Here is a 26,446-nt window from a genome sequence, read left to right on the forward strand (position 1 = left end):
TAACGCTTTTTCATCGCTCAGCCGAGGGCCGCGACCCGGGACGAGACGAGCCCGGCCCGCTCCAGATGGCCGGCGACCCGCACCGCGATGTCCTCCCGCCAGGCTGGGGCGATGATCTGCACGCCGATGGGCAGGGCCTCGCCCGCGGTCCACACCGGCACGCTCATCACCGGCAGGCCGATGAAGGAGAAGGGCTGGGTGAAGAGGCCGAGATTGGCGCGCACCGGCACCGTCTGCCCGTCGAGGGTGAAGGTCTTCTGTCCGAGCGAAGGGGCGCGCACCGGTGTCGCCGGGGCGATGATCACGTCGACCTCGCGGAACAGCGCCCGCATGGCGTCGCGATACTTCCGCCGCACCCGATGCGCCGTGGCCACGTGCGCCGCCGGCAGCAGCGCCCCGGCCATCAGCCGGTCACGGGTGTCGGGGTCGAAATCGGCCGCCCGCGTGCGCAGGCGTTCGAGGTGCAGCGCCCCGCCCTCCGAGCAGGTCATGACGAAGGCAGCGGCCCGTGCCGCCTCGACGAAGGGGATCTCGACCGTGCCGGCGCCGAGGGCCTTCGCAACCTTCGCCGTGGCACTGCGGGCGGCATCCTCCTGCATCCTGTCGAAATAGCCGACGGCGCGGGCGATCCGGAGGCCGCCAATGCCGGCATCGACCTCCGGAGTCAGCGCAGGCGCCGGCCGGTCCTGCGAGACCGGGTCGTCGGGATCGTGCCCGCGCATGGCGTCGTAGAAGGCGGCGCAGTCGGCGGTGGAGCGCGCCAGCGGCCCCAGGTGGTCGAGGCTGGTCACGAAGGGAAAGGAGCGCGCCCGCGACAGCCGCCCGAAGGTCGGCTTCAGCCCGAACAGGCCGCAGAGCGAGGACGGCACGCGGATCGAGCCGTTGGTGTCGGAGCCGAGCGTCACCGGCACGAAGCCGGCCGCCGACGCCGCACCCGATCCGCCCGAGGAGCCGCCGGTCATGCGGGTCAGGTCGTGCGGGTTGCGCGAGGGGCCGTCATGGGCGTTCTCGCCGGTGAAGTCATAGGCGTACTCGCCCATGTTGAGGGCACCGAGCAGCACGGCGTCCGCCGCCGACAGCCTCTCGATCAGCGCCGCGTCGCGCGCCGCGGGTGCATGGTCGCGATTGATCTTCGCGCCCGCCAGCGTCGGCAGGCCCGCCACGTCGAAGAGGTTCTTCACCGCATAGGGCACGCCGGCGAGCGACCCGAGCGGCGCCCCTCCCCGCCGCTTGGCGTCCACGGCGTCGGCTGTCGCCAGAGCCCTCTCGGCGGTGACGGCCGTGAAGGCACCCACCTTGCCGTCATGGGCCGCGATGCGCGCGAGATGGGCCTCGGCGACGGCGCGGGCGGTGAAGGCGCCGCTGCGCACGCCTCGAGCGAGGGCGGCGGCGGTGAGCTGCGTCAGGTCACTCATCTCAGGCCTCGAAGACCGCGGCCGGCTCGTCGTGGTCGTCGAGCGGCACGCTCTCCGCGACCCTGACGAGCCGCATCGCGATCTGCAGGTTGAGGATCACGCCGGGCCGGTAGTCCGGCGCGACGGTGAGGCCGACCAGCGGCGCCATGGCGTCGATGAGCGCGCCCGCGGCCTCCGTCGTGAGTTCCTCGGCTGGCATGGTCCCCCTCCCTGCAAGCGCCGCCGCCAGCGCTGCCCGAAAAACAGGCAGAACCGGCCGCCGAAGCGGTTGTTGCATACGGAGGAGCAAGTCCGGGGCCAGAACCCCGGCGGCTCAGCTGCCGCGATAGAGCAGGCGAGCCCGGATCGTGCCGGGAAGCTCGCGGATCTGCTCGAGCACCGCCTCGGCATCGGCCACAGCCCCGTCGGCGTCCAGCACGACGTAACCGATCTCGCCGTCGGTCTGGTAATACTGGGCGGCGATGTTGATGGAGCGGCCGGCGAAGACGTCGTTGAGGCGCCTGAGCTCGCCCGGCAGGTTGCGCTGGACCTGGATGAAGCGCGTGCCGGCGGGCCGCACGGGAAGCTGCACCTGCGGGAAGTTCACCGCCCCCCAGGTCGAGCCGACGTCGGAATACTCGATGAACTTGCGCGACACCTCGGCGCCGATGCGCTCCTGTGCCTCCTCCGTCGAGCCGCCGACATGCGGGGTGAGGATGACGTTGTCGAGGCCCTGCAGCGGCGAGACGAAGGGCTCGGCGTTGGAGGAGGGCTCGACGGGGAAGACGTCCACCGCCGCGCCGCGCAGATGGCCCGACTTCAGCGCCTCGGCGAGGGCCTGGAGGTCGAGGATCGTGCCGCGCGCATTGTTGATGAGATAGGCGCCCTTCTTCATGGCGGCGATCTCGCGCGCCCCGATCATGCCCTGGGTGGCCGGCGTCTCCGGCAGGTGCAGCGACACGACGTCGGCGCGTCCGAGCAGGTCGAGGAGGTCGTCGGCGGGCTCCACGTTGCCGTGGCGCAGCTTGTCGGTGTGGTCGAAATAGATGACGCGCATGCCCATGGCTTCCGCCAGCACGGCGAGCTGCGAGCCGATATTGCCGTAGCCGACGATGCCGAGGGTCTTGCCGCGAATCTCGTAGCTGTCGATGGCGGACTTGTCCCAGGCGCCCTCGTGCGCCTTGGTCGACTTCGGGAAGATGCGGCGCAGCAGCATGACGATCTCGGCGATGGTCAGCTCCGCCACCGAGCGCGTGTTGGAGAAGGGCGCGTTGAACACGGGCACGCCGGCGCGGTTCGCCGCGACGAGGTCCACCTGGTTGGTGCCGACCGAGAAACAGCCGATGGCGATGAGGCGATCGGCGGCGGCGAGGATCTCGGGCGTGATCTGGGTACGCGAGCGGATGCCGAGCAGATGGACGCCGCGGATCGCCTTGGTCAGGGCCGGCCCGTCGAGCGCCTTCGGCAGGCGCTGGATGTTGGTGTAGCCCGCCTGTTCCAGCACGCCCACCGCCGTGTCCGAGATCCCTTCCAGCAGCAGGATCTTGATGCGGTTCTTCGACAGCGACAGGGCGGTCCGGCGCGCGGCGCCCGACGTGGCGGATTTCGAGCTGGTGGGCATGGGCGATTCCGTGCGACCTCAGAGGCCGCCAGCGCATGACAGGTCGGCGCGGCGCGGGCAAGGGCGGGGCGCCATCACAAGGTCGGGACCGCGCAGGCGCAGGCTCCGGCAACAAGACCGGGAGCCGCCGCGGCGGCCCCCGAGGGAACCCGTCAGCGGGTCCGGTCGATCATCTGGGTGAGGGTGTCGTGGGTGCGCTTCAGCTCCACGATCGCCTCCTCGATCTCGCGCTTCTGCTGCTCGAGATGGGCGATCTGCTCCATGCACTTCTCGCGCGAGAGCTTGAGCTGCTGGTCGGGGCCGGCGTCGTTGCGCTCGTGGGCCTCCACCATCTCGGCGATCTCGGCGAGGGTGAAGCCGAGGCGCTTGCCCTTCAGGATGAGCTGCAGCCGCACGCGGTCCGCGGCGCTGTAGAGGCGAGCCAGCCCCTCGCGGCGCGGCGAGAGAAGGCCCTTGTCTTCGTAAAATCTGAGGGCACGAAGCGTGACGTCGAACTCGCGAGCCAGATCGCCGATCGTGTAGACCGCCGGGCCAGCCTTGGCGGCCTCGGCATCGTCCTCGATCCAAAAGACGTCATCGTCATTCTTGCGAGTCATAAATGCCTTCCGTTCCATATTCTGCTCCATCCTCGCTCGGGAGGAAACCTCATTCGTGGATGGGACATCCATTATCGGAAATTGCGCGCGTGAGGCGAGAGTGCGTGACATACCGATCTGTTACTTACCGTTAGGACAGGGCCACACCTGCCCCCCAGCAACACCTATAATCGCTTACCAGCAGTTTAACAGTTAACGCCCGGACGGCTCCGCGAACAAAAAAACGCGCCGTTAACCCCCCATTTACCATGAAGGCCAAGATTGCGGGACGGGACTGTTCGTCCGGCGCTTCGAGGATTCGCGTCGGAGGATGCCCCGACCGCGACCGTCCGTCCAGCGATGGATGGTTGCGGCCCCATGTGGCCAAGCGTGTGGATCCGTCATGCGACACACCGTTCCCTGGAGCGTCAAGGGCGTCGATCAGGACGCGAGGGAGGCCGCGAAGGAAGCGGCCCGCCGCTCCGGCATGTCGCTCGGCGAATGGCTCAACAGCGCCATCGCCGAACAGGCCGCCGAGGCTGCGGCCGCAGCCCAGGTCGATACGGGCCTGTCCACCGTCACGCGCCGCCTGGAGTCCATTTCCCAGCGTCTCGACGCGGTCACCCGCCGTGAATCCGAGACCGCCATTCCCAAAACTCCGCCCGCCCGCGGCGACAACAGCGACATCGTCCGCGCTCTCGACGCGGTCGCGCGGCTCGCCGAGATCTCCGAGCGGCGCTCCGCCGCCGCCATCGAGGCCGTCGAGCGGCTGGGCAGCGCCCGCGCCGTTCCCGCCCCGGCGCCGCCGCCGCGTGCAGCCCTGGCCCAGCCCGCCGAACGGTCCGACCACACCGCCGAACTTGACGCGATCGCCCGCTCGATCCGCAATCTGGACATGCCTGCCCCGCGCCATTCCGAGGCGACCGCAGGTATGATGATGCCTCCGCGCTCGTTTCGCGGCGATATCGAGTCCGCCGTCGCAGAGATCGCCGCGCGTCAGAAGGTCCTCGCCGGCGGCGAGCGGGAGGCTCCCGCCCGGGCGACGGCGCCCGTCGGTCCGGCCGAAGCGCCGCCCATGGCCGGCATGTCGCCCGACATGGCCCCCATCGCCGCCCGCCTCGACGCCCTGTCCCGGCAGATCGAACAGGTCCTGGGCCAGCCGCGGCCGCAGCCGCCCCGCCCCTCGGAAACCAACGCCCTCGCCGGCGAGATCGGCCGGCTGAGCAAGCGCATCGACGCCATGTCAGCCGCGCCAGCCGACGGGCTGCACGACGAGATCAAGTCCCTCTCCGGCCGCGTCGAGCAGATGCGGCGCGAATTCGCCGAGCGCGAGACCGGCCAGTACGACCGCGCCGTCGCCGAGCTGCGCTCGGACATCGCCGCCATCGCCGACCAGCTCTCCGACCTCGCGCCGCGCCGCGCCGTCGCCTCCCTCGAGGCCGAGGTGCAAGGGCTCGGCGCGCGCCTCGACGCCGCCCGCGCCCAGGGCCTTGCAGCCGAGCCGCTGGAGACCCTGGTCCAGGAGTTCGAACAGGCCCTCGCCCGGCTGATGCCGGCGGAAGGCATCGCCGAGGAGCTGAAGGCGCTGTCGATGCGCGTCGACAGCCTGGCGACCCGCGGCCTCAGCAGCGGCGTCATCGAGACCCTCGCCGCCGAGACGAGCGCCATCCGCGCCATGCTCGCCGACACCGTGTCGCGCGACGCCATCGACGCGCTCGGCGACCAGATCGCCGCCCTCGGGCGCCGCATCGATGAACTCGCCGATCAGCGCCGCCCGGGCAGCGACGTCGAGGCCATCACCTCCGCCATCGAGGCGCGCATCGAGGAGATCGCCGAGCGCCTCGCCGCGGCTCCCCGGCCGGCCACCGCCGCCTCCAATCCCCAGCTCGAAGAGGCCCTGCGCCGCCTCGCCGACAAGCTCGAGGACAGCCACGCCCGTCCCGAGGACCCGAAGGCCCTGGCCGAGATCGAGCGGCACATCCTCTCCCTCGCTGCCAAGATCGATGCCGCCGACGGCCGCTTCGCCCAGCTCGGCACCATCGAGCGCGGCCTCTCCGACCTCTTCGTGCAGATGGAGGAAATGCGCGCCGGTGCCATCGAGGCCGCCGAACAGGCGGCGCGCAGGGCACTGGCCACGGCCCCCGCCAGCGGCTCGGACGAGGAGATCGAGGCGCTCCGCCGCGAGATCGCGGAGGTCCGCAAGGCGCGGCTCGCCCCCGATCCACGGGGCGCAGAGACGGTCGACGCCGTCCAGCAGACCTTCGAACGCGTGGCGCGGCGCATCGCCGAGATCGAGCCGGCCGAGACCCCGATGGCGCCCTCGCCGCCGCTCGCCCCGGTCGCCGCCGAACCCGCCATCGCCCGTCCCAAGGCAGCCGCCACCGTGGTCGCGGAACGATCCGCCGCGCCCGTGTCCCGCCAGGCGGCGCCGAGCCGCCCGCCCGGCAGCGTCGACCTGCCGCTGGAGCCGGGATCCGGCGCCCCCCGCGTGCGCCCGCCCGCCCCCGGCGCCGCCCCCGCGGGTGGCAGCAAGACCGATTTCATCGCCGCCGCCCGTCGCGCCGCCCGCGCCGCCGCCGTCGATCCGGCATTGCGCCCCGAGCCCGAGGAGCCCGCAAAGGCCGGTTTCTTCGCGAGGTTCCGCGGTGCGCCCAAGCCCCAGGGCGAGGTCGAGTTGCCTGCCCCCGAGGCGAAGAAGCCCCGCTGGCGCAGCAAGGCCGTGAGCCAGGAGGCCGCGCCCCCCGTCGCCGCGCCGGAGCCGGTCGTCATGACCCCCGACGGGCCGGAGGCGGAGGCCAGGCCGGTCGTCTCCGTCAACCGCAAGACCATCCTGATGGGTATCGCCGCCGCCCTGCTGGTGCTCGCCGCCGGCATCGCCACCATGCCGAAGATCCGCAGCCTGATGGACGCGACCGGCACCCCGCGCGCGGCGGCGCCCGCGGCCTCGATCGAGGCTCCGGCGGCGGCGCCTATCGCCGCCACCCCGGCCGCCGCCCCGGGCGCGAGCTTCGCGCCGGCCTCCACCAGTTCCACACCCGCCGAGCTGACGCCGCCGACCGCCACGCCTGCGGCGACCGATCCGGCCCCCGCCGAGCCCGAGGGCGACACCTCCGCCCCCGAGACGACCGGCTCCGTCACCGCCGCCCGCACCCCGCCCCCCGGCATGACCGTGTCACCCTCGGGCTGGCAGCCGGTGGACACGCGCACCGGCCGCGCCCTCACCCTGCCCGCCCCCCTGAAGGCCGCCGCCGAAGCCGGCGATCCGCTCGCCGCCTATGAAATGGGCACCCGCCACCTCGAGGGTCGCGGCGTCGCCGTCAGCGCGGCGGAAGCGGCCAAGTGGTACCAGCGCGCCGCCGATGCCGGCGTCGTGCCGGCCCAGTACCGCCTCGGCAGCCTTTATGAGAAGGGCACCGGCGTTCTGCGCGACTACGAGCGCGCCCGCCGGCTCTACGAGCGGGCCGGCGAGGCCGGCAACGCCAAGGCCATGCACAACCTCGCCGTCATGTACGCCCAGGGGCAGGCGGCGCCGCGCCCCGACTACAAGACCGCGGCCCAGTGGTTCCGCCGCGCCGCGGAGCACGGCGTCGCCGACAGCCAGTACAATCTCGGCATCCTCTATGCCCGCGGCCTCGGCGTCGACCAGAGCCTGGCCGAGAGCTACAAGTGGTTCGCCCTGGCGGCCGCCGGCGGCGACCAGGATGCGGGCAAGAAGCGCGACGAGGTGGCCGCCCGCCTCGACGCCCAGACGCTGGTCGCCGCGCGCCTCGCCGTCCAGACCTTCGCGCCGAAGACCGAGCCCGATGCCGCCGTCCGCATCGCCGCACCTGCCGAATGGAGCGATCCGCCCGCCGCCGGGGCTCCGGCCCAGCCGGCCCGGCCCGCCCCTCGCCGCGCCCAGTCGAGCCGCTGAGGCGGCGGCGCCGACGGGCGCCGCCCTGTCCGGCAGGGCCGCCCTGCATCGGCCCCATTGACATTCATGCTGCACCGCACAATGTAACGACTTCTAGGGATGTGAACGCCTCGGGACGACGATTCACGAGGAGATCACCATGGCACGAGCCTTCAACGCGCTCGGCACGATCCGCGAACTCACCGGCTCCGACGCCGCGCTGCACCGGGACCACCTTCACCGGCTGGATCCTCAGGGACGGCGCGAGCGCTTCAACGGCGTCGCGGACGACCGTTTCATCACGGCCTATTCGACCCGCTGCTTCGCCGGCAGGACCCGCGTCTTCGCCTGGGTCGACCGCGGCGGCGAGGTGCGCGGCAGTGCCGAGCTGCACCCGCCCTGCGCCAGCGAGCCCGCCGATATCGCCTTTTCGGTGGAGCCGGAATTCCGCAATCTGGGGATCGGCACGCGCCTGTTCGAGGCGGTGATGGCGGCGGCACGCTATTCGCGTTTTCCGGAGCTGCGCATCACCTCGACGGCGGGCAACCGGGCCATGCGCGCCCTCGCGCGCAAGTTCGGCGCCCGCTTCACCGCCGAGGGCGGCGAGATCACGGGCCTCGTCGCCATCGCCAGCGAGCCCGCTCTCGCCGAGCCACGCCACCACGGCGAGGCTGACACGCTCGCCCCGGCCTGACCGCGCCCTCTCAACGGACATGAAAAAGGCCCGCCGGATGCTCTCCGGCGGGCCTTCGTCTTTTTGGGGAAACGGAACGGAGTGATCAGGCCGCGCGGGAGCCCGCGAATGCCTGCGCCTCCGCCTGGATCGTCCGCACGCCCTCGGCCGCCACGTCGCGAGCACGGGCGAGGGCCTCCTCGGCGCGGGCGAGATTGGCCTCGCCGAAGGCCTTCATGAACTCACCCTGGCGCTGCAAGGCGTCCTGGAGGTTCGGCGCGCCGAGAACGGTCTGGACGGCATCCATGGTCATGGTGGCGTTGGCGACGGCGCCGGCGACCGCCGAACGGGCGAGATCGGCCCCGGCCCCTGCGAAGGCGGTGATCAGCGTCTCGGCGCCGGCTGCGGCCTTGCGGGTGGCGGCCTCGGCCTCGGCGAAGCCGGCCTTGGCGGACTCGGCGCCGCGGGCGGCGAAGTCCCGCATGGCGGGGGGAACGGGGAAGGTGGCGGGGGCAGCGGCGAAGCCCTGGATGGCCTGCTTCATCTGCGTCATCGCGGCCTCGGCCGCGGTCTTCATCGTCTGGTCGAACATCGAGAGGTCTCCATTCTCGTCTGAGCCATGGCCCACCGCCCGGTCGGCACGGTGGAGGCCTTCTATATACGGCGAAACATGCTGCGTTGCAACATTTATTGTGCGATGCAGCATGACGTCGGCTGTCCGACCCGCTCGCCGCCCTTTTTCCCGCCGCACCGGCCGACTATTTGACCGTTGTCACCGCCCCGGAGAGACATCGCATGGCTTCATCCCCGCCGGCCGAACCGACGCGGCTCGATCGTGACGATGGTCCGCTCTCCGCCCGCGACCTGGAGAAGCAGGCGGCCCTGCGCCGCGCCAAGGTCGTCGCCACCGCCCTTCTCGCCCTCAGCATCACGGTGATGATCGGCGCCAAGCTGCTCGAGCACCGCCATCCCGCCTTCGGCTTCGTCGCCGCCTTCGCCGAGGCCGCCACTATCGGTGGCCTCGCCGACTGGTATGCGGTGGTCGCCCTGTTCAAGCACCCGATGGGGCTTCCCATCCCGCACACGGCCATCATCCAGAAGAACCAGGACCGGATCGCCGACAGCCTCGGCAAGTTCGTCGAGACCAATTTCCTCGCGCCCGGCCCGGTCGGCGCCAAGCTGCGCGAGGTGGATTTCGCCGCCCTCATCGCCGCCTGGCTGGCCGATCCCGCCAAGAGCGCCAGCCTCTCGCGCTTCGCCGTCAACCTGCTGCCGAAGGCGGTGGCCGGCATGGACCAGTCGCGGATGAAGGAGTTTCTCGCCGAACGCCTCACGGATCAGGTCAATGCCCTGAAACTCGGCCCCCTCGCGGCCCAGCTCCTCGGCGCGGTCACCGCCGACCGCCGCCACCAGCGCCTGCTCGACGAGCTGATCGGCGCGATCGAGCGCATCCTGAACGATCCGGCGACGATCGAAGGCATCCGCGACAAGATCCGCAAGGAGCTGCCGACCCTCTTCAACCTTTTCAAGGCCGACGCCTATCTCCTCTCCCGCATCCTCAAATCCACATCCACCTTCCTCGACGAGGTGAGAGACGATCCGGACCACGCCCTGCGCCAGGAATTCGACCGCTTCGTCCAGGGCTTCATCACCAGCCTGCGCGACAGCCCCGACTATGCGGAGCGCGCCGAGAAGCTGAAGCACGACGTGCTCGGCCGCCAGGAGCTGCGCGACGTGGCGCAGGAGCTGTGGCGCAACATCATCGCCTTCGTAGAGCGCGACGTCGCCTCGCCGCATTCGCGCATCGAGGCGCAGATGACGGCGATCCTGACGGAGATCGGCGCCAAGCTCGCCGCCGACCCGCGCATGAAGGCGGAGATGAACGAGGGCTTCGTCGTGGCGCTCTCCACCCTCGTCGAGCAGCAGAAGAGCGGCGCCTCGCGCTTCATCGCCGACCAGGTCAAGTCCTGGAACCTGCGCCAGCTCATCCGGTTGATCGAACTGAACATCGGCCGCGACCTGCAATACATCCGGCTCAACGGCACCCTGATCGGCGGCCTCGCCGGCCTCGTCCTGCACACGATCGAGGTGCTGCTGCGGGCTTCTTGATACGGTCACCGGCCGGGCCTAGTGTCGGGGTCTCCCCCGGCGCCCGGCATGCCGGGCCTGCGCCCTTTGCCGTCACCACGTCCTCGTAGCGGAGCCAGCCATGACCCAGACCCCCCAAGCCTTGCTCGACATGTTCCGGAAGCTCGGCGAGGACATGAAGGTCCCGGCGGTCGACATGGACAAGATCGTCGAGCACCACCGCAAGAACCTCGAGGCGCTCGCCGCCAGCGGTAAGGCCGCGGCCGAAGGCGCCACCGCCATCGCCGCGAAGCAGAAGGAGATCGTCGAGGCCGCGGTGAAGGAGATCCAGGCCGCCGCCGAGAATTTCAAGCTGCCCGGCAGCGCCCAGGAGATGATGGCGGCGCAGAGTGAATTCGCCAAGCGCGCCATGGAAGCGGCGGTCAGGAATACCCGCGACATGGCCGAACTGATGCAGAAGTCGAACGCCGAGGCCGTCCGCGTCATCCAGGACCGGATGAAGGAGAGCTTCGAGGAGATCCGCCAGAGCTTCTCGCGCAAGTGATCGCCGGCGGTCCGGCGCCGGGTGCGTCGGCGCCGGCGCTGCCGTCCAGCGAGGCCAGGGCCGTACGACGCTGATGGCACGCATCACGTTTTTTGATGCGCGCCCATTGAACCATCTACAATTGAAACATCACCAACGGTTCGATCCCGCATTGCAGCAACCGCAGCGCGAGACAAGAGACCCATCCGAACCGAACCGTTGGAGCCTTCCATGTCGCTGTCCGCCAGCCCCCTGTCCCCTGCCCTCTCGACCCCGGTTGCCGTCACCGGTCGCCTCGCCGCGGGCGTCTCGACACTCGTCGCGGCAGTCCGCGAGCACCTGCGCATCCGCCGCGCCATCCGTGATCTCAACGAGGTCGGCCCTGCCCTCCTCAAGGACATGGGCATCCAGCGCGGCGAGATCGAGCGCGTCGCCCGCTACGGCCGCCGCGGCTCCTGATCGCCGGAGGCGCTATTCCGCGGCCTGGTTGCCGCGGCTCGCCTCCAGCACCGCCCGGATGCGGTCGGCGAGCGGCAGATCGTTTCGCCGCCGCCGGCCGCCCGGCCCCGAAGGGCTCGCAGCGAGGATCTGGTCGATCCGCGAGCCGGGGCCCTCCAGCATGGCGGTGACCCGCGCCACCTCGATCGCCACGTCGTCGATGCGGGCGCGCAGATCGGCATCCTCGCCGGCCCCGCGCGCCGCAGCGCCCTCCGCGAGCTTCGTCAGGGCCGCCACCTCGCGCTGAATGCGGGTGCGGTCCTCGCGCACCTTGGCGAGCGATCCTTCCAGCACGTTCTTTTCCGCCAAGGCCGTCTCCGCCGCGATCTGCAGCTTGCGTGCGGTCTCCGCGCTGCGCTCCTTCACCTCGTCCACCTCCCGGCGGGTGCGGTCGCGTTCGGCCTCGACCCTGGCGAGGCTGCGCTCCGCGGCATCGCGCGCCGTCTGCTCGCGCCCCGCCCGTTCCGTTTCTTCCGCCAACGCCTGCCGCAGCCCGTCGCGTTCGCCTTCGAGCTTTGCCGCCCGCTTCTCCTCCGCCGCCAGCCGGGTCTGGAGCGCCTTGACCTCGCCCGCCAGCTCGCCGGCGCGCTTGCGCTCGGCGGAGAGCTGCGTCGCGGTCTCGGCGTATTTCCGGCCGGTCTCGGCAAGGTCCGCCTTCAGCGCCGCCTGGGTCTCCTGCTCCTTGCGGAGCGTGGCCTGGAGGTCGGCGAGGCGCTGACGTTCGGAGGTGAGCAGATTGGACGTCTCGGCATAGGACATGCGATGGCCGGCGAGATCCGCCTCGGCGGCCGCGAGATCGGCCGAGAGTTTGCCGATCTGATTGCGCTGATTGTCGACCTGGGTCCGCAGCGCCACGATCTCCACCCGCTGGCCGTCGCTCTCGGCCACCTTGGCCTCGTGCTCGGCGGTGAGCGCGGCGAAGGCCGCCTCGCGGGCGGCGATGTCACGGCCGGCCGCGGCGATCTCCTCGGCCTTGTCCGCCACGGTCGCCTGGAGCGCGGCGATCTCTCCCTCGAGGCGCGCCTTGTCCCCCTCCAACCCGGCGATGCGTGCCGCCCGCGAATCGAGCTCCAGACCGAGGTCGCGGATCGTCTCGGTGCGGCGGGCGATCTCGATCGTGTGGAGGTTGGCGGCCTCGCGCAGCTTCTCCGCCTCGATCTCCACCCGGCGGATGGCGAGAGCGGCCTCGGCCCTCACCTGGTCCTTGTCCGCCTTGATCTCGGCCATGGAGAGCGGGACGGCGCTCTCCACCCGGCGGGTCGTCAGGCGGACCGCGCGACGCCAGACGGCGCCCATCAGCGCCAGCGAGAGGAGTGCGGCGACAACGAAACCCAGGACGAAGACCATGGCGGTCTCGATGGTCACGATGGCGCGTCTCCCCCTGCTCGCGGGCCAGCACCCTTGTGCCATGCCGAAACGGCCGCGGAAAGTGCCACGGCCGCTGCGTCAGTCACGAGGTCCGGCGCCTGCCCTCGTCACCCCGGATCAGAAGGGGTTCCACGTCGGGCGCGCGGTGAACTTCAGATAGCCGCCATTGACACCGAGCCGGGCGCCGACGCCGGTACGGATCGGCACCACCAGCATGTTGTCGGCCCCCAGCGCCGTCATGCCGAGGCCGCCGACCAGATAGGCCGAGCCGTCGACGCCGACGAAGCGGCGCTCGAGATCGGACACGTCGCGGACCCGGTAGGCCAGCATCATCGTGCGCGCGCCGTCGCCGCCGAAGTCGAAGCCGAGCGAGGGGCCCTGCCAGTAGACCTTCGCGTCGCTGCCGCCCTTGGTGTAGAGCATGCCCTCGCCGTAGCGCAGCCCGGCGACGAAGGCGCCCGAGCCCTCCTGTCCCAGGATATAGGCGCTCGGACGGCCCCACTGGCGCGTCGCCCGCTCGACCAGATTGGCGAGGCCGCGGCTGGTGCCGCCGAAGAAGCGGTGGCCGGCCGAGACCACCTCGTTGCCCGAGAAGGTCTGCGGCGTCTGCGAATCGTAGGAGCGCTGGGCGAGCGCGTCCTGGCTGAGGCCGACGAGGAACGACGCGCCGAGGCCGGCGACGATCGTGCGGCGGTCGAAGGACGTGGGATGGCGCATGCTCACCTCTCGAAAGGGTCCGGGGCCGGACGGCCCCCGGGCGGTTTGATCCAGGCTAGCGGCAGATGGTAACCATCTGGTCACCAGACCGGGATTTAGCCGGTCGCGGTAAGGAAGAAGTTACCCTCTGGAAGCATGGTCCAGAGACTTTGAGGGACGAGAATCGGGTGAGATCATGTCGGTGTTGAGGCAATTCCTGCGCCCGCTCGCTTGGACCCTCGCGATCACCGGCCTTTATGCCGGCATCGCCGTGCTCATCGGCATGACGAGCGAGTCCGGCAGCCGCGCCGCCACCACCGAACGCATCGTCACCGACCGCCTGACCGGCCTCGCCATCTACGGCTTCGACCCCGTCGCCTATTTCACCGAGCGGGAGCCGCGGCAGGGCTTGCCCACCTATGAACTCTCCTGGTCGGGAGCCACCTGGCGCTTCGTCAACGAGGGCAACCGCGAAGCGTTCATGCAGGACCCGGCGATCTACGAGCCCCGCTTCGGCGGCTACGACCCCGTCGCCATCGGCAACGGAATGCCGACCGCCGGCCACCCCTCTGTCTGGGTGCTCTATCGCGACCGCCTCTACGTCTTCCATTCCGAGGCGAACCGGGACGCCTTCGCCGCCGACCCGGAACAGGCGCTCGACCGCGCCGAGATCCGCTGGCCCGCCGTCAAGGCCCAGCTCGTCCCCTGATCCCGTCAGGGCCGCCGCTTCTCGGCGAAGAAGGCCCAGATCTCCTCGTCGGTCTCGATGTCGTGGTTCTGCTGGCCGAGCAGCGCGCCGATCGGCGGGCGTTGCCGCCGCTCCAGGCCCGTCGGCGTGTGATGGCCGCCGCCCTCGACGCGGTAGAGACGCGTCGCATGGTGGCAGCCCGTTCCCTCGGCCAGGTGCACCCGGGAATTGTCCGAGGTTTCCTGTTCCGGAAGCGGCCGCTCGCCGGCCGAGACACAGCCGTTGCGGCTGCGGAAGAAGGCGAAGGTGGCGTTGACGGAGGACAGCGCGGCGTCGGGATCGACGCCACCCGGGCGCCCGCCCCAGGGGGTGATCGGATCCTCCGTGCCGTTGACCATCAGCACCGGCATGGGCTGGCCGGCGCAGTGGAAGGTCCAGCGCGCGGCGAGCGTGGCGAGCAGCGGGGCCGCGGCGGCGAAGAGGTCGCTCGCCTCGCAGATCAGCCGGTTCGTCATGTGGCCGCCTGCCGAGACGCCGATGAGATAGACACGTCGCCGGTCGATGCGTCCCTTGTTGTTGAGGTCGGCGACCATGTTGCGGATGAAGCCCACGTCGTCGACGCGGGCGAGCGGGTTGAAGCGTCGCCCGTCGGCCGGCCGGCCGTCGTTCCAGCCGCCCCTGACACCCTGTGGATAGACGACGAGGAGGCGTTCGCGCTTGCCGATCACGTCCCAGGTGAGATAGCGGCGAATCTGTTCCGACGAGCCTTCCGCGGCATGCAGCACGATGACGAGCGGTGCCGGGCGTCCCTGGGCGAAATCGGTCACCAGCACGGTGCGGTTGCCGCCGGGCATCTGGTAGGTGAGCGTCGTCACCGACTGGGCCGCGGCAGGCCGTGGACCACCTGCCGGAGCGGCGAGGGCCATCGCCACCCCCGCGACGGTCGCCAGCCATCGACCTCGACCTCGGGAGAGAATCATAGCCGCCGAGTGTGGGTGCATCCCCTTGGGAAAGGCAACCTGGAAAGGTGAGCCGGCGGCGGACCGGCCTCAGAGAATGCCGTTCACCAGCGGCTCGCCACGCGACAGCCGGCCGATGTTCTCCACCAGCAGATCGATCACACGCCGCTCGTAGGAGGCCGTCTCGCCGCCGGTATGGGGCGTGATCAGCACGTTCTCCATGGTCCAGAGGGGCGAGCCCTCGGGCAGCGGCTCCTCGCGCGTCACGTCGAGGCCCGCCGCGGCGATGGTGCCCGCCTTCAGCGCCGCGATCAGGGCGTCCTCATCCACCACCTTGCCGCGCGCGCAGTTGATGAGATGGGCGGTCGGCTTCATCGCCTTCAGCCGCGCGGCGTTGATGAGGCCCTCGGTTTCCGAGGTCAGCGGGCAGGTCAGCACCACGACGTCGGCCTCGCCGAGCGCCCGGTCGAGGTCGGCCGGGCCGACCAGCGCGTCGACGTTCTCGACCTTCACCGAGGTGTCCCGCTTGAGGCCGACGACGCGCATGTCGAAGGCCTTGGCGAAGCGGGCGAGGCGCCCGCCGATGCCGCCGAGGCCGATGATGAGCATGGTCTTGGCCGCCAGTTCGTCCTCGCGCGCGGCGGGGTCGGAGATCATGCCGCGCCAGTGCTTGCGCGCCTGGTTGTCGCGGGCCGTGTGGATCATCCGCGACAGCGCGAGCGTCAGGCCCATGGCGTGTTCGGCCACCGCGATGGCGTTCGCCCCCTGGGCGCTGGCGAGGCGCACGCCCTTCACCTTCAGCGCGTCGAGGCCGAAGACGTCGATGCCGGCGCTGACCGACTGGATGAAGCGCAGCCTGCCGGCGTTCTCCAGCGGCGCATTGCGCCAGAAGGCCGAGACGCAGACCACGTCGAAATCGCCGATGCGCTGGTGGAACTCGGCGGCCGACCGGAATTCCTCGAAGCGGATGCCGGTGTTGCGGCGGGCGAACTCCTCGCCCAGCCGGTAGGCGGAATGGCCGAAGCCGATGGTGATGTCGGACAGGGCGGGAAAGGCGGTCATGGATCATCCGGTGCGAGGGGCCGGCCGATCATCCCCATGTGCCCGGCGAAGGCAATCCCGGCGCACGGGTGGTCCACATGCCGCCGCTGCGGCACGGCGCTTGCAAACCCCCATGGCCTTTCGCCACCCTGTGGTTCCCGCCGGAGCGCCTCGCCGACCATGACCCATCCGACCACGCCGCCGGACCTGCCCTCCCACGGGCGCTATGCCTACAGCGCCATCACCCGCCGCCCCGTCTACGACTGGCCCGGCGGCAAACGGCTCGCCGTCTATCTCGGCGTCAACCTCGAGCATTTCGCCTTCGGCACGGGCCTCGGCGCCGAGCTCGCCCCCGGCGGCCCGCAGCCGGACGTGCTCAACTACGCCTGGCGCGACTACGGCAACCGCGTCGGCGTCTGGCGCATGATCGAGCTCTTCGACGCCCTCGCCATGCCCGCCTCGGTGCTCGTCAATTCCTCCATCTACGGCTATTGCCCGGAGGTAATGGAGGCCTTCCGCGCGCGCGGCGACGAGATCCTCGGCCACGGCCGCACCAATTCCGAGCGGCAGGGCATTCTCGACGAGGCGAGCGAGGCCGCCCTCATCGCCGAGACGAGCGCGGTCATCGCCGCCGCCGAGGGCAAGGCGCCGAAGGGCTGGCTCGGCCCGTGGATCTCCCAGAGCCCGGTGACGCCCGATCTCCTCGCCGAGAACGGCTACGGCTATCTCCTCGACTGGTGCCAGGACGACCAGCCGGTCTGGTTTTCTACCCGCGGCGGCGGGCGCATCCTCTCCGTCCCCTATCCGCAGGAGCTCAACGACATCCCCGCCATCGTGGCGCGCAAGGATTCCGCCAGCCAGTTCGCCGACATGATCATCGACCAGTTCGACGAGATGCTGGAGCAGTCGCGGGCCATGCCGCTGGTCATGGGCATCGCGCTGCATCCCTACATCGTCGGCCAGCCCTACCGGCTGCGGCAGTTGCGGCGCGCCCTCGCCCATATCGCAGCGCGGCGCGACGACGTCTGGCTGACGACGGCGGGAGCCGTCGCCGACCATGTCGCGGCGCTTCCCGAGGGGATCGTGCCAGGGTCGCGGGGAGCTTGAAGGACGGCACCACGCCACCCGTCATGGCCTGGCTCGTCCCGGTCATCCGGGATCTGGCCATCGTCGTCGGCGTAGCATGCGTGGATGCCCGGGCCAGGCCCGGGCATGACGTGAAAGACGCGTGGCGAAAGCTGCCTCAGGTCATCTTGTAGGCCATCTCGCGCTCGGCTCGCGCCGGCAGGAACGACCGGTTGAAGATTTCCGCCGGCGCCGGCGTGCGGGTCAGCTCGTAGCCGGTGACCACCATGCCGATGGCGCGGGCGAGGCGGTCGTCCTTCACGTCGCCGGCACCGATCTCCTTCAGCTCCGGCGACATGATCAGCTTGTCGAAGGCATATTGCAGGCGGCGCTTCTCGACGGGAATGTTGACCAGCCCGTCGTAGTTGCGCACCGCAGCCATGCCCATGTTCTGGTCGGCGGCGACCTCCACATTGGCGCGGTTCACCGCCTTGACCAGGCCCGCCACCGCCTTCGGATTGTCCTTCAGGAGCTTCTGCGACACCATCATGCCGTTGGAATAGAGGTCGAGGCCGTGGTCGCCGAAGGCGAACCAGACGAAGTCCTTGTCCGGGTCCTGGCGGTTCAGCACCAGGTTGAAATAGCTGGTGATGTTGAACACCAGCGCCGCGTCGATCTGGCCCTGGATCAGCATCGGCTCCTGCAGGTTCGGCGCCATGCTGGTCACCGTGAGCTTGGCCATGTCGAGATTGTTGGCCTTGGCGAAGACCGGCAGCAGCCGCGTCGTCGGGGTGCCGGGCGCGCCGCCGAGCTTGCGGCCCTCGAGGTCCTTCACCGTGGCGATGCCGCTCGACTTCTTGGCGACCAGCGCGAAGGGCGGCTGGTTCCACATCTGATAGACCATGACCGGAGTGTCGGCCGGGCGCGTCGCTGCATTCTGAATGATCGCATTGATGTCGCCGAAGCCCGCATCATAGGCTCCTCCCATGATCCGCGTGACGGTGGCACCCGACCCCTCGCCCTGGTCGATGGTGACGTCGAGGCCCGCCTCGCGGAAATAGCCCTTGTCGCGGGCGACGAAATAGGGCGCGTCCGAGCCCTGGGTTTTCCAGCCCAGCGTGAACTTGATGGGGGTCAGGGCCTGCGCCCTGACGGCCGGGGCGAAGAGGGCGAGGCCGAGGCCGGCGGTGGCTGCGCGTCGGGTGATCATGGGTCTGGCTCCGCGGGAAGGGCCGCAACGGGGGGCGGCCGGACTGTCACGGAGCGGGACGACGCAAGAACTTTGCCACAGGAACCGTACGTGGTGTCGCGGGTCAGTCCGCCGCGAAGCTGACGAGCCTGCGATAGAGGTGCCAGGTGGCATGCCCCCAGAGCGGCAGCACCACCAGAAGCCCGGCGAAGGCCGGTGCCATGGCGAGGAAGATCGCCGCCGCCGTCACCACGCCCCAGCCCAGCATCACCTGCGGGCTCGCCTGCACCGCCCTGACCGAGGTGATGATGGCGGTGACGATGTCGAGGTCCCGGTCGAGCAGCAGCGGAAAGGAGATCACCGTGATGGAGAAGGTGAAGAGCGCCATCACCGCGCCGACCGCGGTGCCGACGGCAAGGAAGGTCCAGCCGTCGGCTGTGAGGAACAGGGCCTTGGCGAAGAGCACCGGGTCGAGGCTGGCGAAGCCGAAGAACAGCGCATAGAGCATGCGCACCTGGTACATCCAGATGATGAAGATGAAGATGGTGAGGAAGGCGAGCCAGGAGAGCTCCCGCCCGCCCTGCCGCCAGACGGTGGCGAGCACCGCGCCCCATGTCGGCGTGACGCCGGCCTCGCGCAGCCGCGACACCTCGTAGAGCCCGACCGCCACGAAGGGGCCGATGAGGGCGAAGCCGGCGGCGAGCGGGAAGACCGCCCAGGCATAGCCGAACCGGGCGGGCAGGATCATGAGCGCAAGGCCGCCGAGCCAGTAGATGGCGCCGAAGAACAGGCCCTGGGCAGGCGCCGCCTTGAGGTCGGTCCAGCCGGCCTCCAGAGCCGCCTTGATGTCCTCGATCGTTGCCGCCCTGACCACGGGCTCCCGCGGCCGTGGCGCAATCCCCGGCGACGTCGTGTCGGTCATGGTGGTCCTCCCCGCATGGCATGACGCCGCCGGCGTCGAGGCCGGCGGGTTTCGGGGGGTGCAGAGAGGATGACGCGGCGGCGCGCCGCGTCAAGCCGCCTGTGGATCAGCCGGCGAGGCGCTGGGCCGCGCGCTGCGGCCAGGAGGTGACGGCGGCGAGGCCCTTGTAGGCGTCGGCATATTCCCGTTTCAGCCGCGCGATGAGATCGCCGGCGCTCTCCACCGCCTTGATGGCGCCGATGCCCTGGCCGGAGCCCCAGATGTCGCGCCAGGCCTTGCTCTTCTCCGAGCCGCCGGAGCCGAAGCTCATCTTGGAGGGATCGCTCTCCGGCAGGTTGTCCGGATCGAGCCCGGCATTGACGATGGAGGCGCGCAGATAGTTGCCGTGAACGCCGGTGAAGAGGTTCGAATAGACGATGTCGCCGGCGGTGCCCTCGACGATCCCCTGCTTGTAAGCCTCCGTCGCGTTGGCCTCCTTGGTGGCGATGAAGGCCGAACCGATATAGCCGAGGTCGGCGCCCAGCGCCTGCGCCGCCAGGATCGCCCGGCCCGTCGCGATGGCGCCGGAGAGCGCCAGCGGCCCGTCGAAGAACTCGCGGATCTCCTGGATCAGCGCGATGGGCGAGAGGGTGCCGGCATGGCCGCCGGCGCCCGCCGCGACGGCGATGAGGCCGTCGGCGCCCTTCTCCAGCGCCTTCTTGGCATGGGTGATGTTGATGATGTCGTGCAGCGTGATGCCGCCGTAGGAGTGGATGGCGTCGTTCAGCTCCGGCCGGGCGCCGAGCGAGGTGATGACCACCGGCACCTTGTATTTCACGCAGAGCTCGACGTCGTGCATCAGCCGGTCGTTCGACTTGTGGACGATCTGGTTCACCGCGAAGGGCGCCGAGGGCGCGTTCGGATGGGCCTCGTCATAGGCGCCGAGTTCCTCGGTGATGCGCTTCAGCCAGTCCTCCAGCACCGGGCCGGGCCGGGCGTTCAGCGCCGGAAACGAGCCGACGATGCCCGCCTTGCACTGGGCGATGACGAGGTCCGGGTTCGACACGATGAACAGCGGCGAGCCGATGGCCGGCAGTTGCAGGCGGCTGGCGAGCGAAGCGGGAAGCGACATGGTGAGCGTTCCGGGGCCAATTGTTTCGTGTCGTGTATCGACACGTCGCATCAAAGCCGATCATCCCGCTGGGCGAAAGCCCTGACGGATGGCGGATGGCGGTTTGCGTTCAGACGTCGAGCGTCATCTGCGCCGGCCGCGATGTGGCACCAGGCTCGGCCGAGAGCCCGTCGAGGAACGCCTGCGCTTCGGTCAGGATCCGCGCCTTTCGCCCACCGTCCATGCCCTCCCAGGTGCGATAGGGCATGGCCATGCGTGGATTGCCCTTCAGGGTCTCCGCGTTGGCGTCGATGAAGTGCCAGTAGAGCAGGTTGAAGGGGCAGGCCCCCTCCCCGACCTTGATCTTCGGGTCGTAGGCGCAGCCGGCGCAATAGTCCGACATGCGGTCGATATAGGCGCCCGACGCCGCATAGGGCTTGGAGGCGAGGAGCCCGCCGTCGGCGAACATCACCATGCCGTGGACGTTTGGCAGCTCCACCCAGTCGAAGGCGTCGGCGTAGACGGCCAGATACCAGGCCTCGATCTCGGCCGGACGGATGCCGGCGAGGAGGGCGAAATTGCCGGTGACCATCAGGCGCTGGATGTGGTGCGCATAGGCGTTGCGGCGCGTCTCGCCCACCACCTCGGCGATGCAGGCGAGGTCGGTCTCGCCGGACCAGTAGAACCAGGGCAGCGGCCGATCGGCACCCAGCGCGTTGGTCTCCGCATAGGACGGCATCTGGTGCCAGTAGATGCCGCGCACATATTCCCTCCAGCCGAGGATCTGGCGGATGAACCCCTCCGCCGCGTTGAGGGGGGCGGCCCCGCGCTTGAAGGCCGTCTCGGCGGCGACGCAGACCTCCCGCGCCGTCAGAAGACCGACGTTCAGATACGGCGACAGCAGCCCGTGATAGAGGAAGGGCTCGCCGCGCTTCATCGCGTCCTGCACGTCGCCGAAGAACGGCAAGGCCTCGGCGATGAAATGGTCGAGGGCCTTCAGCGCCTCGTTGCGGGTCACCGCCCAGCCGAAGGGCTCGAGATCGCCGAAATGTCCGGCGAAGCGCTGCGCGACGAGGTCCATCACCTCCCGGGTCACTGCATCGGGGGAAAAGCGCAGCCGCCGCGGCGGCCGCGCGCCCTTCGGCAGCGCCTTGCGGTTCTCCGCGTCGTAGTTCCACTGGCCGCCGACCGGCTTGTCCTCCTCCGCCATCAGGAGACCCGTTTCGCGACGCATCTCCCGGTAGAAGAACTCCATCCGGAAGCTCTTCCGCCCCTCCGCCCAGCGGGCGAAGCGGCCGCGCGAGCAGAGGAACCGGTCGTCGTCGCGGATCTCGACAGGCAGCCCGGTCTCCGCCGGCCAGTCCTCCATTTTCGCCCGCACGCGCCACTCGCCGGGCTCGGTCACGACGATGCGGTCGACGGCGTGGCGCCTCAGCGCCTGCTTCACCTCGCCCGTGAAGCTGCCGGTGTTCGCGGGGTCGTCGAGGCGCACATAATCGAGGGCGACCCCCTCCTGCCGCAGCTCCTCCGCAAAGTGGCGCATGGCCGAGAGGACGAAGACGATCTTCTGCTTGTGGTGCGGCACATAGGTCGTCTCCTCGGCCACCTCGACCATCAGCACCACGTCGCCGGCCGCGAGGCCGTCGAGGGCCGCGACGTCGCGGGTCAGGTGGTCGCCGAGGATGAGCCGCAGGGTCGCCAATCGTCAGCCTTTCGTCCGCAGCATGGAGCGGCCGCCGTCGACGCCGATGATCTGGCCGGTGATCCAGCCGGCCTCGGAGTCGAGCAGCAGCGCGCCGAGGGCGGCGACGTCGTCCGGCTCGCCGAGGCGGGGGATGGCGTGCAGGGCGGCGATGGCGTTCGCCATGGTCTCGTTGGAGGTGAGGCCACGGGCGAGCGGCGTGCGGGTCAGCGAGGGCGCGACGCAGTTGACGCGGATCTTCGGCGCGAGTTCGGCGGCGAGCGCCACGGTGAGGCCCTCCACCGCGCCCTTGGCCATCGACACCGAGGCATGGGCGGCGAAGCCCTGGGCCACCGCCACCGTCGAGACCAGGAGGATCGACGAGGTCGGTCCCTCATGGCCCTTCAGGGCCGGGAGGCTCGCCTGCACGGCCCGCACGGCGCCGAGGGCGTTGACCTCGAAATCACGGGTGAAATCGGCGTCGGTCAGCCGCGCCACCGGCTTCAGGTTGATCGAGCCGACGCAATAGGCGAGGCCGGCGAGCCGGTCGCCCGCCTCCGTCGCGGCCGCGGTGATGGCGGCGGGGTCGGCGACGTCGGCGACGGAGAAGGTGGCGCCGATCTCCGCGGCCAGCGCCTCCAGCCGGTCGCGGTCCCGCGCCACCAGATGGACGGCGTGGCCCCGGCCGCGCAGGCGCCGCGCCAGGGCCGATCCGATGCCGCCCGTGCCGCCGTAGATGAGGAAGGTGTCCGCCATGATGCCGCTTTTGCCCTGCTGGCCCGCACGGGCCCTGTGGAGCGGATACGGCCTGCGCGGGGCAGCGGTTCAGACGGAAGGACGGCGATGGCGAAGATGATCCGCAAGGCGGACCTGCCGCAGAAGACCTGCGCCGCCTGCGGCCGGCCCTTCGCCTGGCGAAGGAAATGGGCGCGCGTCTGGGACGAGGTCCGCTTCTGCTCGGACCGGTGTCGCGGCGCCCGCCCTTTCGCCAAGGGCGGGGAGAGGCCTCAGCCGTAGCGCATCTCGTAGCGCGCCTCGCCCTGCGGCGGCGGCGGGATGGCGTGGCCCTCGTCCGCATACTGGTTCAGCTTGTTGCGCAGCGTGCGGATGGAGATGCCGAGAATATTGGCCGCATGGGTGCGGTTGCCGAGCGTGTGGCCGAGCGTGTCGAGGATGAGGTCGCGCTCCACGTCCGCGACGGTGCGCCCGACGAGGCCGCGGGTGACCGCCTCCGCCGCGATCGCCGCCTGCGCCGCCACCGCATCCGGCCCGCGCCGCTCGTCGAGCCGGGCGCCGTCCGGCGTGCGGATGGCGTCGACGCCGATATCCGGGCCCGACGAGAGCAGCACGGCGCGGTGCATGGTGTTCTCCAGCTCGCGCACGTTGCCCGGCCAGCGGGCAACGGTGAGTTGCCGGCGGGCCTCGGCCGAGAGGGGCTTCGGCGCCATGCCGTTGGCCTCGGCATATTTCTTGGCGAAATGGCCGGCGAGTTCGAGGATGTCGGCCGGGCGCTCGCGCAGCGGCGGCAGCTTCAGGTTGACGACGTTGAGGCGGTAGAGGAGATCCTCGCGGAACGTGCCCTTGCGCACCTCCTCCGCCAGCGTCCGGTTGGAGGTCGCGAGGATGCGGATGTCGACGGGCACCGGCCGGGTGCCGCCGACGCGGTCGATCACGCGCTCCTGGATGGCGCGCAGGAGCTTCGACTGCAGGCGGATGTCCATCTCCGAGATTTCGTCGAGCAGCAGCGTGCCGCCGTTGGCCTCCTCGAACTTGCCGATGCGGCGCGCCACGGCGCCGGTGAAGGCGCCCTTCTCGTGGCCGAAGAGCTCGCTCTCCAGGAGGTTGTCGGGAATGGCGGCGCAGTTCACCGCCACGAAGGGGGCCTTGGCCCGGTTCGACTTGGTGTGGACGTAGCGCGCCAGCACCTCCTTGCCGGTGCCGCTCTCGCCGGTGATGAGGATGGAGGCGTCGGACCCCGCAACCTGGTTGGCGAGCTGGACCACGCGGGCCATGGCCTCGTCGCGGTAGATGAGCTGCTTGGCGTCGTCTGCGACCGCCGCCAGCACCGCGGCGATGAGCTCCGGATCCGGCGGCAGCGGGATGTATTCCTTCGCCCCCGCATGGATCGCGGCCACCGCGGCGCGGGCGTCGTTGGAGGTGCCGCAGGCGACGATCGGCACGGCGATCATCTCGTCCGCGAAGGCCTGCACCAGCGCCCTCACGTCCATGGCGACGTCCACCATGACGAGATCGGCGCCCTTGGCGCGCATCACGCGCAGCGCCGTCTCGATGTCCTCGGCATTGGTGACGGCGGCGCCCTTGTCCACGGCCATCTTGGTGGCGATGGAGAGCTGCCCCTTGAGTGTTCCGACGATCAGCAGTCGCATCGTTCGGGTTCCTTCAGCGCTCGGCTTTGATGATTTCCGTCATGGTCACGCCGAGGCGATCCTCGACGAGCACCACTTCGCCGCGCGCGACGAGACGGTCGTTGACGTAGATGTCGATGGCCTCGCCCACCTTGCGGTCGAGTTCGAGGACGGTGCCGGGCCCGAGCTTGAGGAGCTCGCCCACGTCCATGCGCGAGCGGCCGAGCACGGCCGAGACGTTGACGGGCACGTCGAAGACCGCTTCCAGGTCGGTGGCGTCCTTGGAGCCGTCATCGCCCGCATCGCCGCCGTCCATGCCGGCATTGGAGCCGGGGACCACGTCCATGCCGTCGTTCTCGAGGTCGGGCAGCGGCATGCCGCCATCGGTGGGAGTGCTCATGACAGGGCCTCGGGGGTACCGGAGGTGGAGGCGATGTAGCGGCCGACCGCCTCGGCAATGCGGCGGGCGGTCTCTTCACGGTCGAGCATGATGCCGCCGCTGGACCATTCGATGCGGCAGTCGCCGAGCGCGATGGCGGGCTCGGCCATGATGACGAGGCGGCCGTCGAAGCCGCGCTCGGCGGCGAGCTTCGTCAGTTCGGTGCGGGCGTCCTCGAGCAGGTCGTCGTTGACCCGGACGACGAGATGCGGCGCGCTGCGCAGGTTGGCGAAACAGTCGGCGACGAGGTCGCGGACGGCGTCCAGCGGCTCGCGCGCGACCAGCGCGTCGGAGAGTTTGCGGGCCACCGCCACGGCGATGTCGATGGCCTCGGCCTCCAGCCGGCCTTCGAGCCCGGACAGCGCCGCGGCGGCCCCCGCCAGCCGGTCGCCGAGCTGGCCGAGGGCGAGCGCCCGCTGCCGCTCGATCGCCGCCATGGCCTTGGCCTCGCCCGCGGCGAAGCCGGCGGCATGGCCCTCCTGGCGCGCCTGGGCGACGAGCTGCTGGTGCTCGGCGAGGGTGATCCGCGGCTCGGCGGCGCGTTTCGCCTCCTGCCCGAATTCCGTCTCGAAGAGATATTTGACCGGTGCCGCCACGTGCATGTCCTCAGAAGACCAGTTCGTCGTCGGCGCGGTTCTTGGAGATCATGATCTCGCCCTTGGCGGCGAGATCCTTGGCGAGGTTGACGAGCACGCCCTGTGCCTCGTCCACGTCCTTCAGGCGCATCGGACCCAGCGCCTGCATGTCGTCCTGCAGCATCTTCGCGGCGCGGGTGGACATCTGCGCCAGGAAGAAGTCGCGCATGGTCTGGCTCGCGCCCTTGAGCGCGATGGCGAGCTTGTCCTTGTCCACCTGACGCACCAGGGTCTGCGCCGAGCCGGCGTCGAGCTTGGCGAGGTCGTCGAAAGTGAACATCAGGCTCTTGATGCGCTCGGCGGAGTCGCGGTTCTGCTCCTCCAGCGCGGTGATGAAGCGCGTCTCGGTCTGGCGGTCGAAGGAGTTGAAGATCTCCGCCATGGCTTCGTGGCTGTCGCGCCGCGAGGTCTGCGAGAGGTTGGACATGAACTCGGTGCGCAGCGTCTGCTCGATGCGCTCCAGCACGTCCTTCTGGATCGCCTCCATCTTCAGCATGCGGCCGACGACGTCGAGGGCGAATTCCTCCGGCAGGATGGCGAGCACCCGCCCCGCATGTTCCGGCTTGATCTTGGACAGGACGACGGCGACCGTCTGCGGGTACTCGTTCTTCAGGTAGTTGGCGAGCACCTGCTCCTGCACGTTCGAGAGCTTCTCCCACATGTTGCGGCCGGCCGGCCCGCGGATTTCCTCCATCAGGATGGCGACGCGGTCGGAGGGCATGAACTGCGACAGCAGCCGCTCGGTGGCGTCGTAATTACCCATCAGGCCGCCGGCTGCCGACAGCCGCCCGACGAATTCCAGCATCAGGCTCTCCACCACCTCCGGCTCGACGGTGCCGAGCTGCGACATGGCGATGGACAGGACGCGGATCTCCTCGTCGTCAAGCAACTTCCAGATGCGCGACGACACCTTGTCGCCGAGCGTCAGCATCAGGATGGCGGCGCGCTGCTGGCCGGTTAGGCCCTTGGCGGCGAGGGTGTTGATGCGCCCGTCGGCGGACAGGGCCGCCAGGGCCTTGCCAAACTCCGCCTCGCGTTCGATC

At 70.2% G+C, this 26,446-nt stretch carries 26 protein-coding genes; 8 read left to right on the forward strand and 18 right to left on the reverse strand.

Annotation, left to right across the window (positions count from 1 at the left end; translation table 11 throughout):
• Nucleotides 1-17: 17 nt before the first annotated feature.
• The 4 genes from C6569_RS12325 to C6569_RS12340 form a co-directional block, all read right to left on the reverse strand.
• Nucleotides 18-1,415: an AtzE family amidohydrolase gene (locus C6569_RS12325; protein WP_106749130.1), complete on the reverse strand. Its 1,398-nt coding sequence runs from the start codon at nucleotides 1,413-1,415 to the stop codon at nucleotides 18-20.
• A 1-nt stretch (nucleotide 1,416) separates the two neighbouring features.
• On the reverse strand, nucleotides 1,417-1,614 hold the full coding sequence (locus tag C6569_RS12330) for a DUF4089 domain-containing protein (protein ID WP_181313735.1): 198 nt from the start codon (nucleotides 1,612-1,614) through the stop codon (nucleotides 1,417-1,419).
• Nucleotides 1,615-1,728: 114 nt separating this feature from the next.
• On the reverse strand, nucleotides 1,729-3,015 hold the full coding sequence (gene serA / locus C6569_RS12335; RefSeq protein ID WP_106749132.1) for a phosphoglycerate dehydrogenase: 1,287 nt from the start codon (nucleotides 3,013-3,015) through the stop codon (nucleotides 1,729-1,731).
• A gap of 152 nt (nucleotides 3,016-3,167) precedes the next feature.
• The gene (locus tag C6569_RS12340; RefSeq protein WP_106749133.1) at nucleotides 3,168-3,611 is read right to left on the reverse strand and encodes a MerR family transcriptional regulator; all 444 of its coding nucleotides are present in this window, start codon (nucleotides 3,609-3,611) and stop codon (nucleotides 3,168-3,170) included.
• Between the two features lie 382 nt (nucleotides 3,612-3,993).
• Between C6569_RS12340 and C6569_RS21970 the strand changes: the two genes are divergently transcribed.
• Both C6569_RS21970 and C6569_RS12350 read left to right on the forward strand, forming a co-directional pair.
• Nucleotides 3,994-7,503, forward strand: coding sequence for an SEL1-like repeat protein (locus C6569_RS21970; RefSeq protein WP_106749134.1), 3,510 nt, complete (start codon nucleotides 3,994-3,996; stop codon nucleotides 7,501-7,503).
• 139 nt (nucleotides 7,504-7,642) lie between these two features.
• Nucleotides 7,643-8,176 carry a GNAT family N-acetyltransferase gene (locus C6569_RS12350; RefSeq protein ID WP_106749135.1) on the forward strand — a complete coding sequence of 178 codons (534 nt, stop codon included), beginning with the start codon at nucleotides 7,643-7,645 and terminating at the stop codon, nucleotides 8,174-8,176.
• Nucleotides 8,177-8,261: 85 nt separating this feature from the next.
• On the opposite strand, the gene C6569_RS12355 is transcribed toward C6569_RS12350, so the two are convergent.
• Nucleotides 8,262-8,747, reverse strand: coding sequence for a hypothetical protein (locus C6569_RS12355; protein WP_106749136.1), 486 nt, complete (start codon nucleotides 8,745-8,747; stop codon nucleotides 8,262-8,264).
• Between the two features lie 203 nt (nucleotides 8,748-8,950).
• On the opposite strand from C6569_RS12355, the gene C6569_RS12360 reads away from it, so the two are divergent.
• The 3 genes from C6569_RS12360 (at nucleotide 8,951) to C6569_RS12370 (ending at nucleotide 11,225) form a co-directional block, all read left to right on the forward strand.
• Nucleotides 8,951-10,264: a DUF445 domain-containing protein gene (locus tag C6569_RS12360; protein WP_106749137.1), complete on the forward strand. Its 1,314-nt coding sequence runs from the start codon at nucleotides 8,951-8,953 to the stop codon at nucleotides 10,262-10,264.
• Nucleotides 10,265-10,364: 100 nt separating this feature from the next.
• Nucleotides 10,365-10,787 carry a phasin family protein gene (locus C6569_RS12365; RefSeq protein ID WP_106749138.1) on the forward strand — a complete coding sequence of 141 codons (423 nt, stop codon included), beginning with the start codon at nucleotides 10,365-10,367 and terminating at the stop codon, nucleotides 10,785-10,787.
• A gap of 210 nt (nucleotides 10,788-10,997) precedes the next feature.
• Entirely contained in the window at nucleotides 10,998-11,225 is a 228-nt protein-coding gene (locus tag C6569_RS12370) for a YjiS-like domain-containing protein (RefSeq protein ID WP_106749139.1), read from the forward strand.
• A 12-nt stretch (nucleotides 11,226-11,237) separates the two neighbouring features.
• Here C6569_RS12370 and C6569_RS12375 read toward each other — a convergent pair whose 3' ends face one another.
• Both C6569_RS12375 and C6569_RS12380 read right to left on the reverse strand, forming a co-directional pair.
• A complete protein-coding gene (locus tag C6569_RS12375; protein ID WP_106749140.1) occupies nucleotides 11,238-12,629 on the reverse strand; it encodes a coiled-coil domain-containing protein in 1,392 nt (463 codons plus the stop codon).
• Between the two features lie 120 nt (nucleotides 12,630-12,749).
• On the reverse strand, nucleotides 12,750-13,349 hold the full coding sequence (locus tag C6569_RS12380) for a DUF1134 domain-containing protein (protein ID WP_106749141.1): 600 nt from the start codon (nucleotides 13,347-13,349) through the stop codon (nucleotides 12,750-12,752).
• 175 nt (nucleotides 13,350-13,524) lie between these two features.
• Here C6569_RS12380 and C6569_RS12385 point away from each other — a divergent pair, with 175 nt between their 5' ends.
• Entirely contained in the window at nucleotides 13,525-14,037 is a 513-nt protein-coding gene (locus C6569_RS12385) for a YHS domain-containing (seleno)protein (protein ID WP_245898087.1), read from the forward strand.
• Nucleotides 14,038-14,042: 5 nt separating this feature from the next.
• Here the strand turns inward: C6569_RS12385 and C6569_RS12390 are convergent, their stop codons facing one another.
• Both C6569_RS12390 and C6569_RS12395 read right to left on the reverse strand, forming a co-directional pair.
• Nucleotides 14,043-14,942 carry a CE1 family esterase gene (locus C6569_RS12390; RefSeq protein WP_181313736.1) on the reverse strand — a complete coding sequence of 300 codons (900 nt, stop codon included), beginning with the start codon at nucleotides 14,940-14,942 and terminating at the stop codon, nucleotides 14,043-14,045.
• A gap of 123 nt (nucleotides 14,943-15,065) precedes the next feature.
• The gene (locus C6569_RS12395) at nucleotides 15,066-16,037 is read right to left on the reverse strand and encodes a D-2-hydroxyacid dehydrogenase (RefSeq protein ID WP_106749143.1); all 972 of its coding nucleotides are present in this window, start codon (nucleotides 16,035-16,037) and stop codon (nucleotides 15,066-15,068) included.
• 159 nt (nucleotides 16,038-16,196) lie between these two features.
• Between C6569_RS12395 and C6569_RS12400 the strand changes: the two genes are divergently transcribed.
• A complete protein-coding gene (locus C6569_RS12400) occupies nucleotides 16,197-17,123 on the forward strand; it encodes a polysaccharide deacetylase family protein (protein WP_106749144.1) in 927 nt (308 codons plus the stop codon).
• A gap of 136 nt (nucleotides 17,124-17,259) precedes the next feature.
• Here C6569_RS12400 and C6569_RS12405 read toward each other — a convergent pair whose 3' ends face one another.
• The 5 genes from C6569_RS12405 to C6569_RS12425 form a co-directional block, all read right to left on the reverse strand.
• The gene (locus C6569_RS12405; protein ID WP_106749145.1) at nucleotides 17,260-18,291 is read right to left on the reverse strand and encodes an ABC transporter substrate-binding protein; all 1,032 of its coding nucleotides are present in this window, start codon (nucleotides 18,289-18,291) and stop codon (nucleotides 17,260-17,262) included.
• 103 nt (nucleotides 18,292-18,394) lie between these two features.
• Complete coding sequence (locus tag C6569_RS12410; protein WP_106749146.1) at nucleotides 18,395-19,192, reverse strand: DUF2189 domain-containing protein; 798 nt, start codon at nucleotides 19,190-19,192, stop codon at nucleotides 18,395-18,397.
• Between the two features lie 106 nt (nucleotides 19,193-19,298).
• Nucleotides 19,299-20,303 carry an NAD(P)H-dependent flavin oxidoreductase gene (locus tag C6569_RS12415; protein WP_106749147.1) on the reverse strand — a complete coding sequence of 335 codons (1,005 nt, stop codon included), beginning with the start codon at nucleotides 20,301-20,303 and terminating at the stop codon, nucleotides 19,299-19,301.
• Between the two features lie 109 nt (nucleotides 20,304-20,412).
• Nucleotides 20,413-21,984 carry a cryptochrome/photolyase family protein gene (locus C6569_RS12420; protein ID WP_106749148.1) on the reverse strand — a complete coding sequence of 524 codons (1,572 nt, stop codon included), beginning with the start codon at nucleotides 21,982-21,984 and terminating at the stop codon, nucleotides 20,413-20,415.
• Between the two features lie 3 nt (nucleotides 21,985-21,987).
• The gene (locus tag C6569_RS12425) at nucleotides 21,988-22,719 is read right to left on the reverse strand and encodes an SDR family NAD(P)-dependent oxidoreductase (protein WP_106749149.1); all 732 of its coding nucleotides are present in this window, start codon (nucleotides 22,717-22,719) and stop codon (nucleotides 21,988-21,990) included.
• A gap of 87 nt (nucleotides 22,720-22,806) precedes the next feature.
• Here C6569_RS12425 and C6569_RS12430 point away from each other — a divergent pair, with 87 nt between their 5' ends.
• Complete coding sequence (locus C6569_RS12430) at nucleotides 22,807-22,980, forward strand: DUF2256 domain-containing protein (RefSeq protein ID WP_106749150.1); 174 nt, start codon at nucleotides 22,807-22,809, stop codon at nucleotides 22,978-22,980.
• Here the strand turns inward: C6569_RS12430 and flbD are convergent.
• The 4 genes from flbD to fliG are packed head-to-tail and all read right to left on the reverse strand — an operon-like array spanning nucleotide 22,971 to nucleotide 26,445.
• The gene (flbD, locus tag C6569_RS12435) at nucleotides 22,971-24,350 is read right to left on the reverse strand and encodes a sigma-54-dependent transcriptional regulator FlbD (protein WP_106749151.1); all 1,380 of its coding nucleotides are present in this window, start codon (nucleotides 24,348-24,350) and stop codon (nucleotides 22,971-22,973) included. The genes C6569_RS12430 and flbD overlap by 10 nt on opposite strands.
• A gap of 13 nt (nucleotides 24,351-24,363) precedes the next feature.
• Complete coding sequence (gene fliN / locus C6569_RS12440) at nucleotides 24,364-24,729, reverse strand: flagellar motor switch protein FliN (RefSeq protein ID WP_106749152.1); 366 nt, start codon at nucleotides 24,727-24,729, stop codon at nucleotides 24,364-24,366.
• Nucleotides 24,726-25,364 carry a FliH/SctL family protein gene (locus C6569_RS12445; RefSeq protein WP_106751021.1) on the reverse strand — a complete coding sequence of 213 codons (639 nt, stop codon included), beginning with the start codon at nucleotides 25,362-25,364 and terminating at the stop codon, nucleotides 24,726-24,728. The genes fliN and C6569_RS12445 overlap by 4 nt, the downstream gene beginning before the upstream one ends.
• Before the next feature lie 10 nt (nucleotides 25,365-25,374).
• Entirely contained in the window at nucleotides 25,375-26,445 is a 1,071-nt protein-coding gene (gene fliG / locus C6569_RS12450; RefSeq protein ID WP_425440716.1) for a flagellar motor switch protein FliG, read from the reverse strand.
• Between the last annotated feature and the right edge of the window lies 1 nt (nucleotide 26,446).

It is taken from the genome of Phreatobacter cathodiphilus, assembly GCF_003008515.1.
GTDB lineage: Bacteria > Pseudomonadota > Alphaproteobacteria > Rhizobiales > Phreatobacteraceae > Phreatobacter > Phreatobacter cathodiphilus.

Excerpts from the sequence above, each read along its gene's own strand:
- C6569_RS12325 (WP_106749130.1), bottom strand. The coding sequence starts at position 1,415 with ATGAGTGACCTGACGCAGCTCACCGCCGCCGCCCTCGCTCGAGGCGTG.
- C6569_RS12330 (WP_181313735.1), bottom strand. The coding sequence starts at position 1,614 with ATGCCAGCCGAGGAACTCACGACGGAGGCCGCGGGCGCGCTCATCGAC.
- serA (WP_106749132.1), bottom strand. The coding sequence starts at position 3,015 with ATGCCCACCAGCTCGAAATCCGCCACGTCGGGCGCCGCGCGCCGGACC.
- C6569_RS12340 (WP_106749133.1), bottom strand. The coding sequence starts at position 3,611 with ATGACTCGCAAGAATGACGATGACGTCTTTTGGATCGAGGACGATGCC.
- C6569_RS21970 (WP_106749134.1), top strand. The coding sequence starts at position 3,994 with ATGCGACACACCGTTCCCTGGAGCGTCAAGGGCGTCGATCAGGACGCG.
- C6569_RS12350 (WP_106749135.1), top strand. The coding sequence starts at position 7,643 with ATGGCACGAGCCTTCAACGCGCTCGGCACGATCCGCGAACTCACCGGC.
- C6569_RS12355 (WP_106749136.1), bottom strand. The coding sequence starts at position 8,747 with ATGTTCGACCAGACGATGAAGACCGCGGCCGAGGCCGCGATGACGCAG.
- C6569_RS12360 (WP_106749137.1), top strand. The coding sequence starts at position 8,951 with ATGGCTTCATCCCCGCCGGCCGAACCGACGCGGCTCGATCGTGACGAT.
- C6569_RS12365 (WP_106749138.1), top strand. The coding sequence starts at position 10,365 with ATGACCCAGACCCCCCAAGCCTTGCTCGACATGTTCCGGAAGCTCGGC.
- C6569_RS12370 (WP_106749139.1), top strand. The coding sequence starts at position 10,998 with ATGTCGCTGTCCGCCAGCCCCCTGTCCCCTGCCCTCTCGACCCCGGTT.
- C6569_RS12380 (WP_106749141.1), bottom strand. The coding sequence starts at position 13,349 with ATGCGCCATCCCACGTCCTTCGACCGCCGCACGATCGTCGCCGGCCTC.
- C6569_RS12385 (WP_245898087.1), top strand. The coding sequence starts at position 13,525 with ATGTCGGTGTTGAGGCAATTCCTGCGCCCGCTCGCTTGGACCCTCGCG.
- C6569_RS12390 (WP_181313736.1), bottom strand. The coding sequence starts at position 14,942 with ATGGCCCTCGCCGCTCCGGCAGGTGGTCCACGGCCTGCCGCGGCCCAG.
- C6569_RS12395 (WP_106749143.1), bottom strand. The coding sequence starts at position 16,037 with ATGACCGCCTTTCCCGCCCTGTCCGACATCACCATCGGCTTCGGCCAT.
- C6569_RS12400 (WP_106749144.1), top strand. The coding sequence starts at position 16,197 with ATGACCCATCCGACCACGCCGCCGGACCTGCCCTCCCACGGGCGCTAT.
- C6569_RS12405 (WP_106749145.1), bottom strand. The coding sequence starts at position 18,291 with ATGATCACCCGACGCGCAGCCACCGCCGGCCTCGGCCTCGCCCTCTTC.
- C6569_RS12410 (WP_106749146.1), bottom strand. The coding sequence starts at position 19,192 with ATGACCGACACGACGTCGCCGGGGATTGCGCCACGGCCGCGGGAGCCC.
- C6569_RS12415 (WP_106749147.1), bottom strand. The coding sequence starts at position 20,303 with ATGTCGCTTCCCGCTTCGCTCGCCAGCCGCCTGCAACTGCCGGCCATC.
- C6569_RS12425 (WP_106749149.1), bottom strand. The coding sequence starts at position 22,719 with ATGGCGGACACCTTCCTCATCTACGGCGGCACGGGCGGCATCGGATCG.
- C6569_RS12430 (WP_106749150.1), top strand. The coding sequence starts at position 22,807 with ATGGCGAAGATGATCCGCAAGGCGGACCTGCCGCAGAAGACCTGCGCC.
- flbD (WP_106749151.1), bottom strand. The coding sequence starts at position 24,350 with ATGCGACTGCTGATCGTCGGAACACTCAAGGGGCAGCTCTCCATCGCC.
- fliN (WP_106749152.1), bottom strand. The coding sequence starts at position 24,729 with ATGAGCACTCCCACCGATGGCGGCATGCCGCTGCCCGACCTCGAGAAC.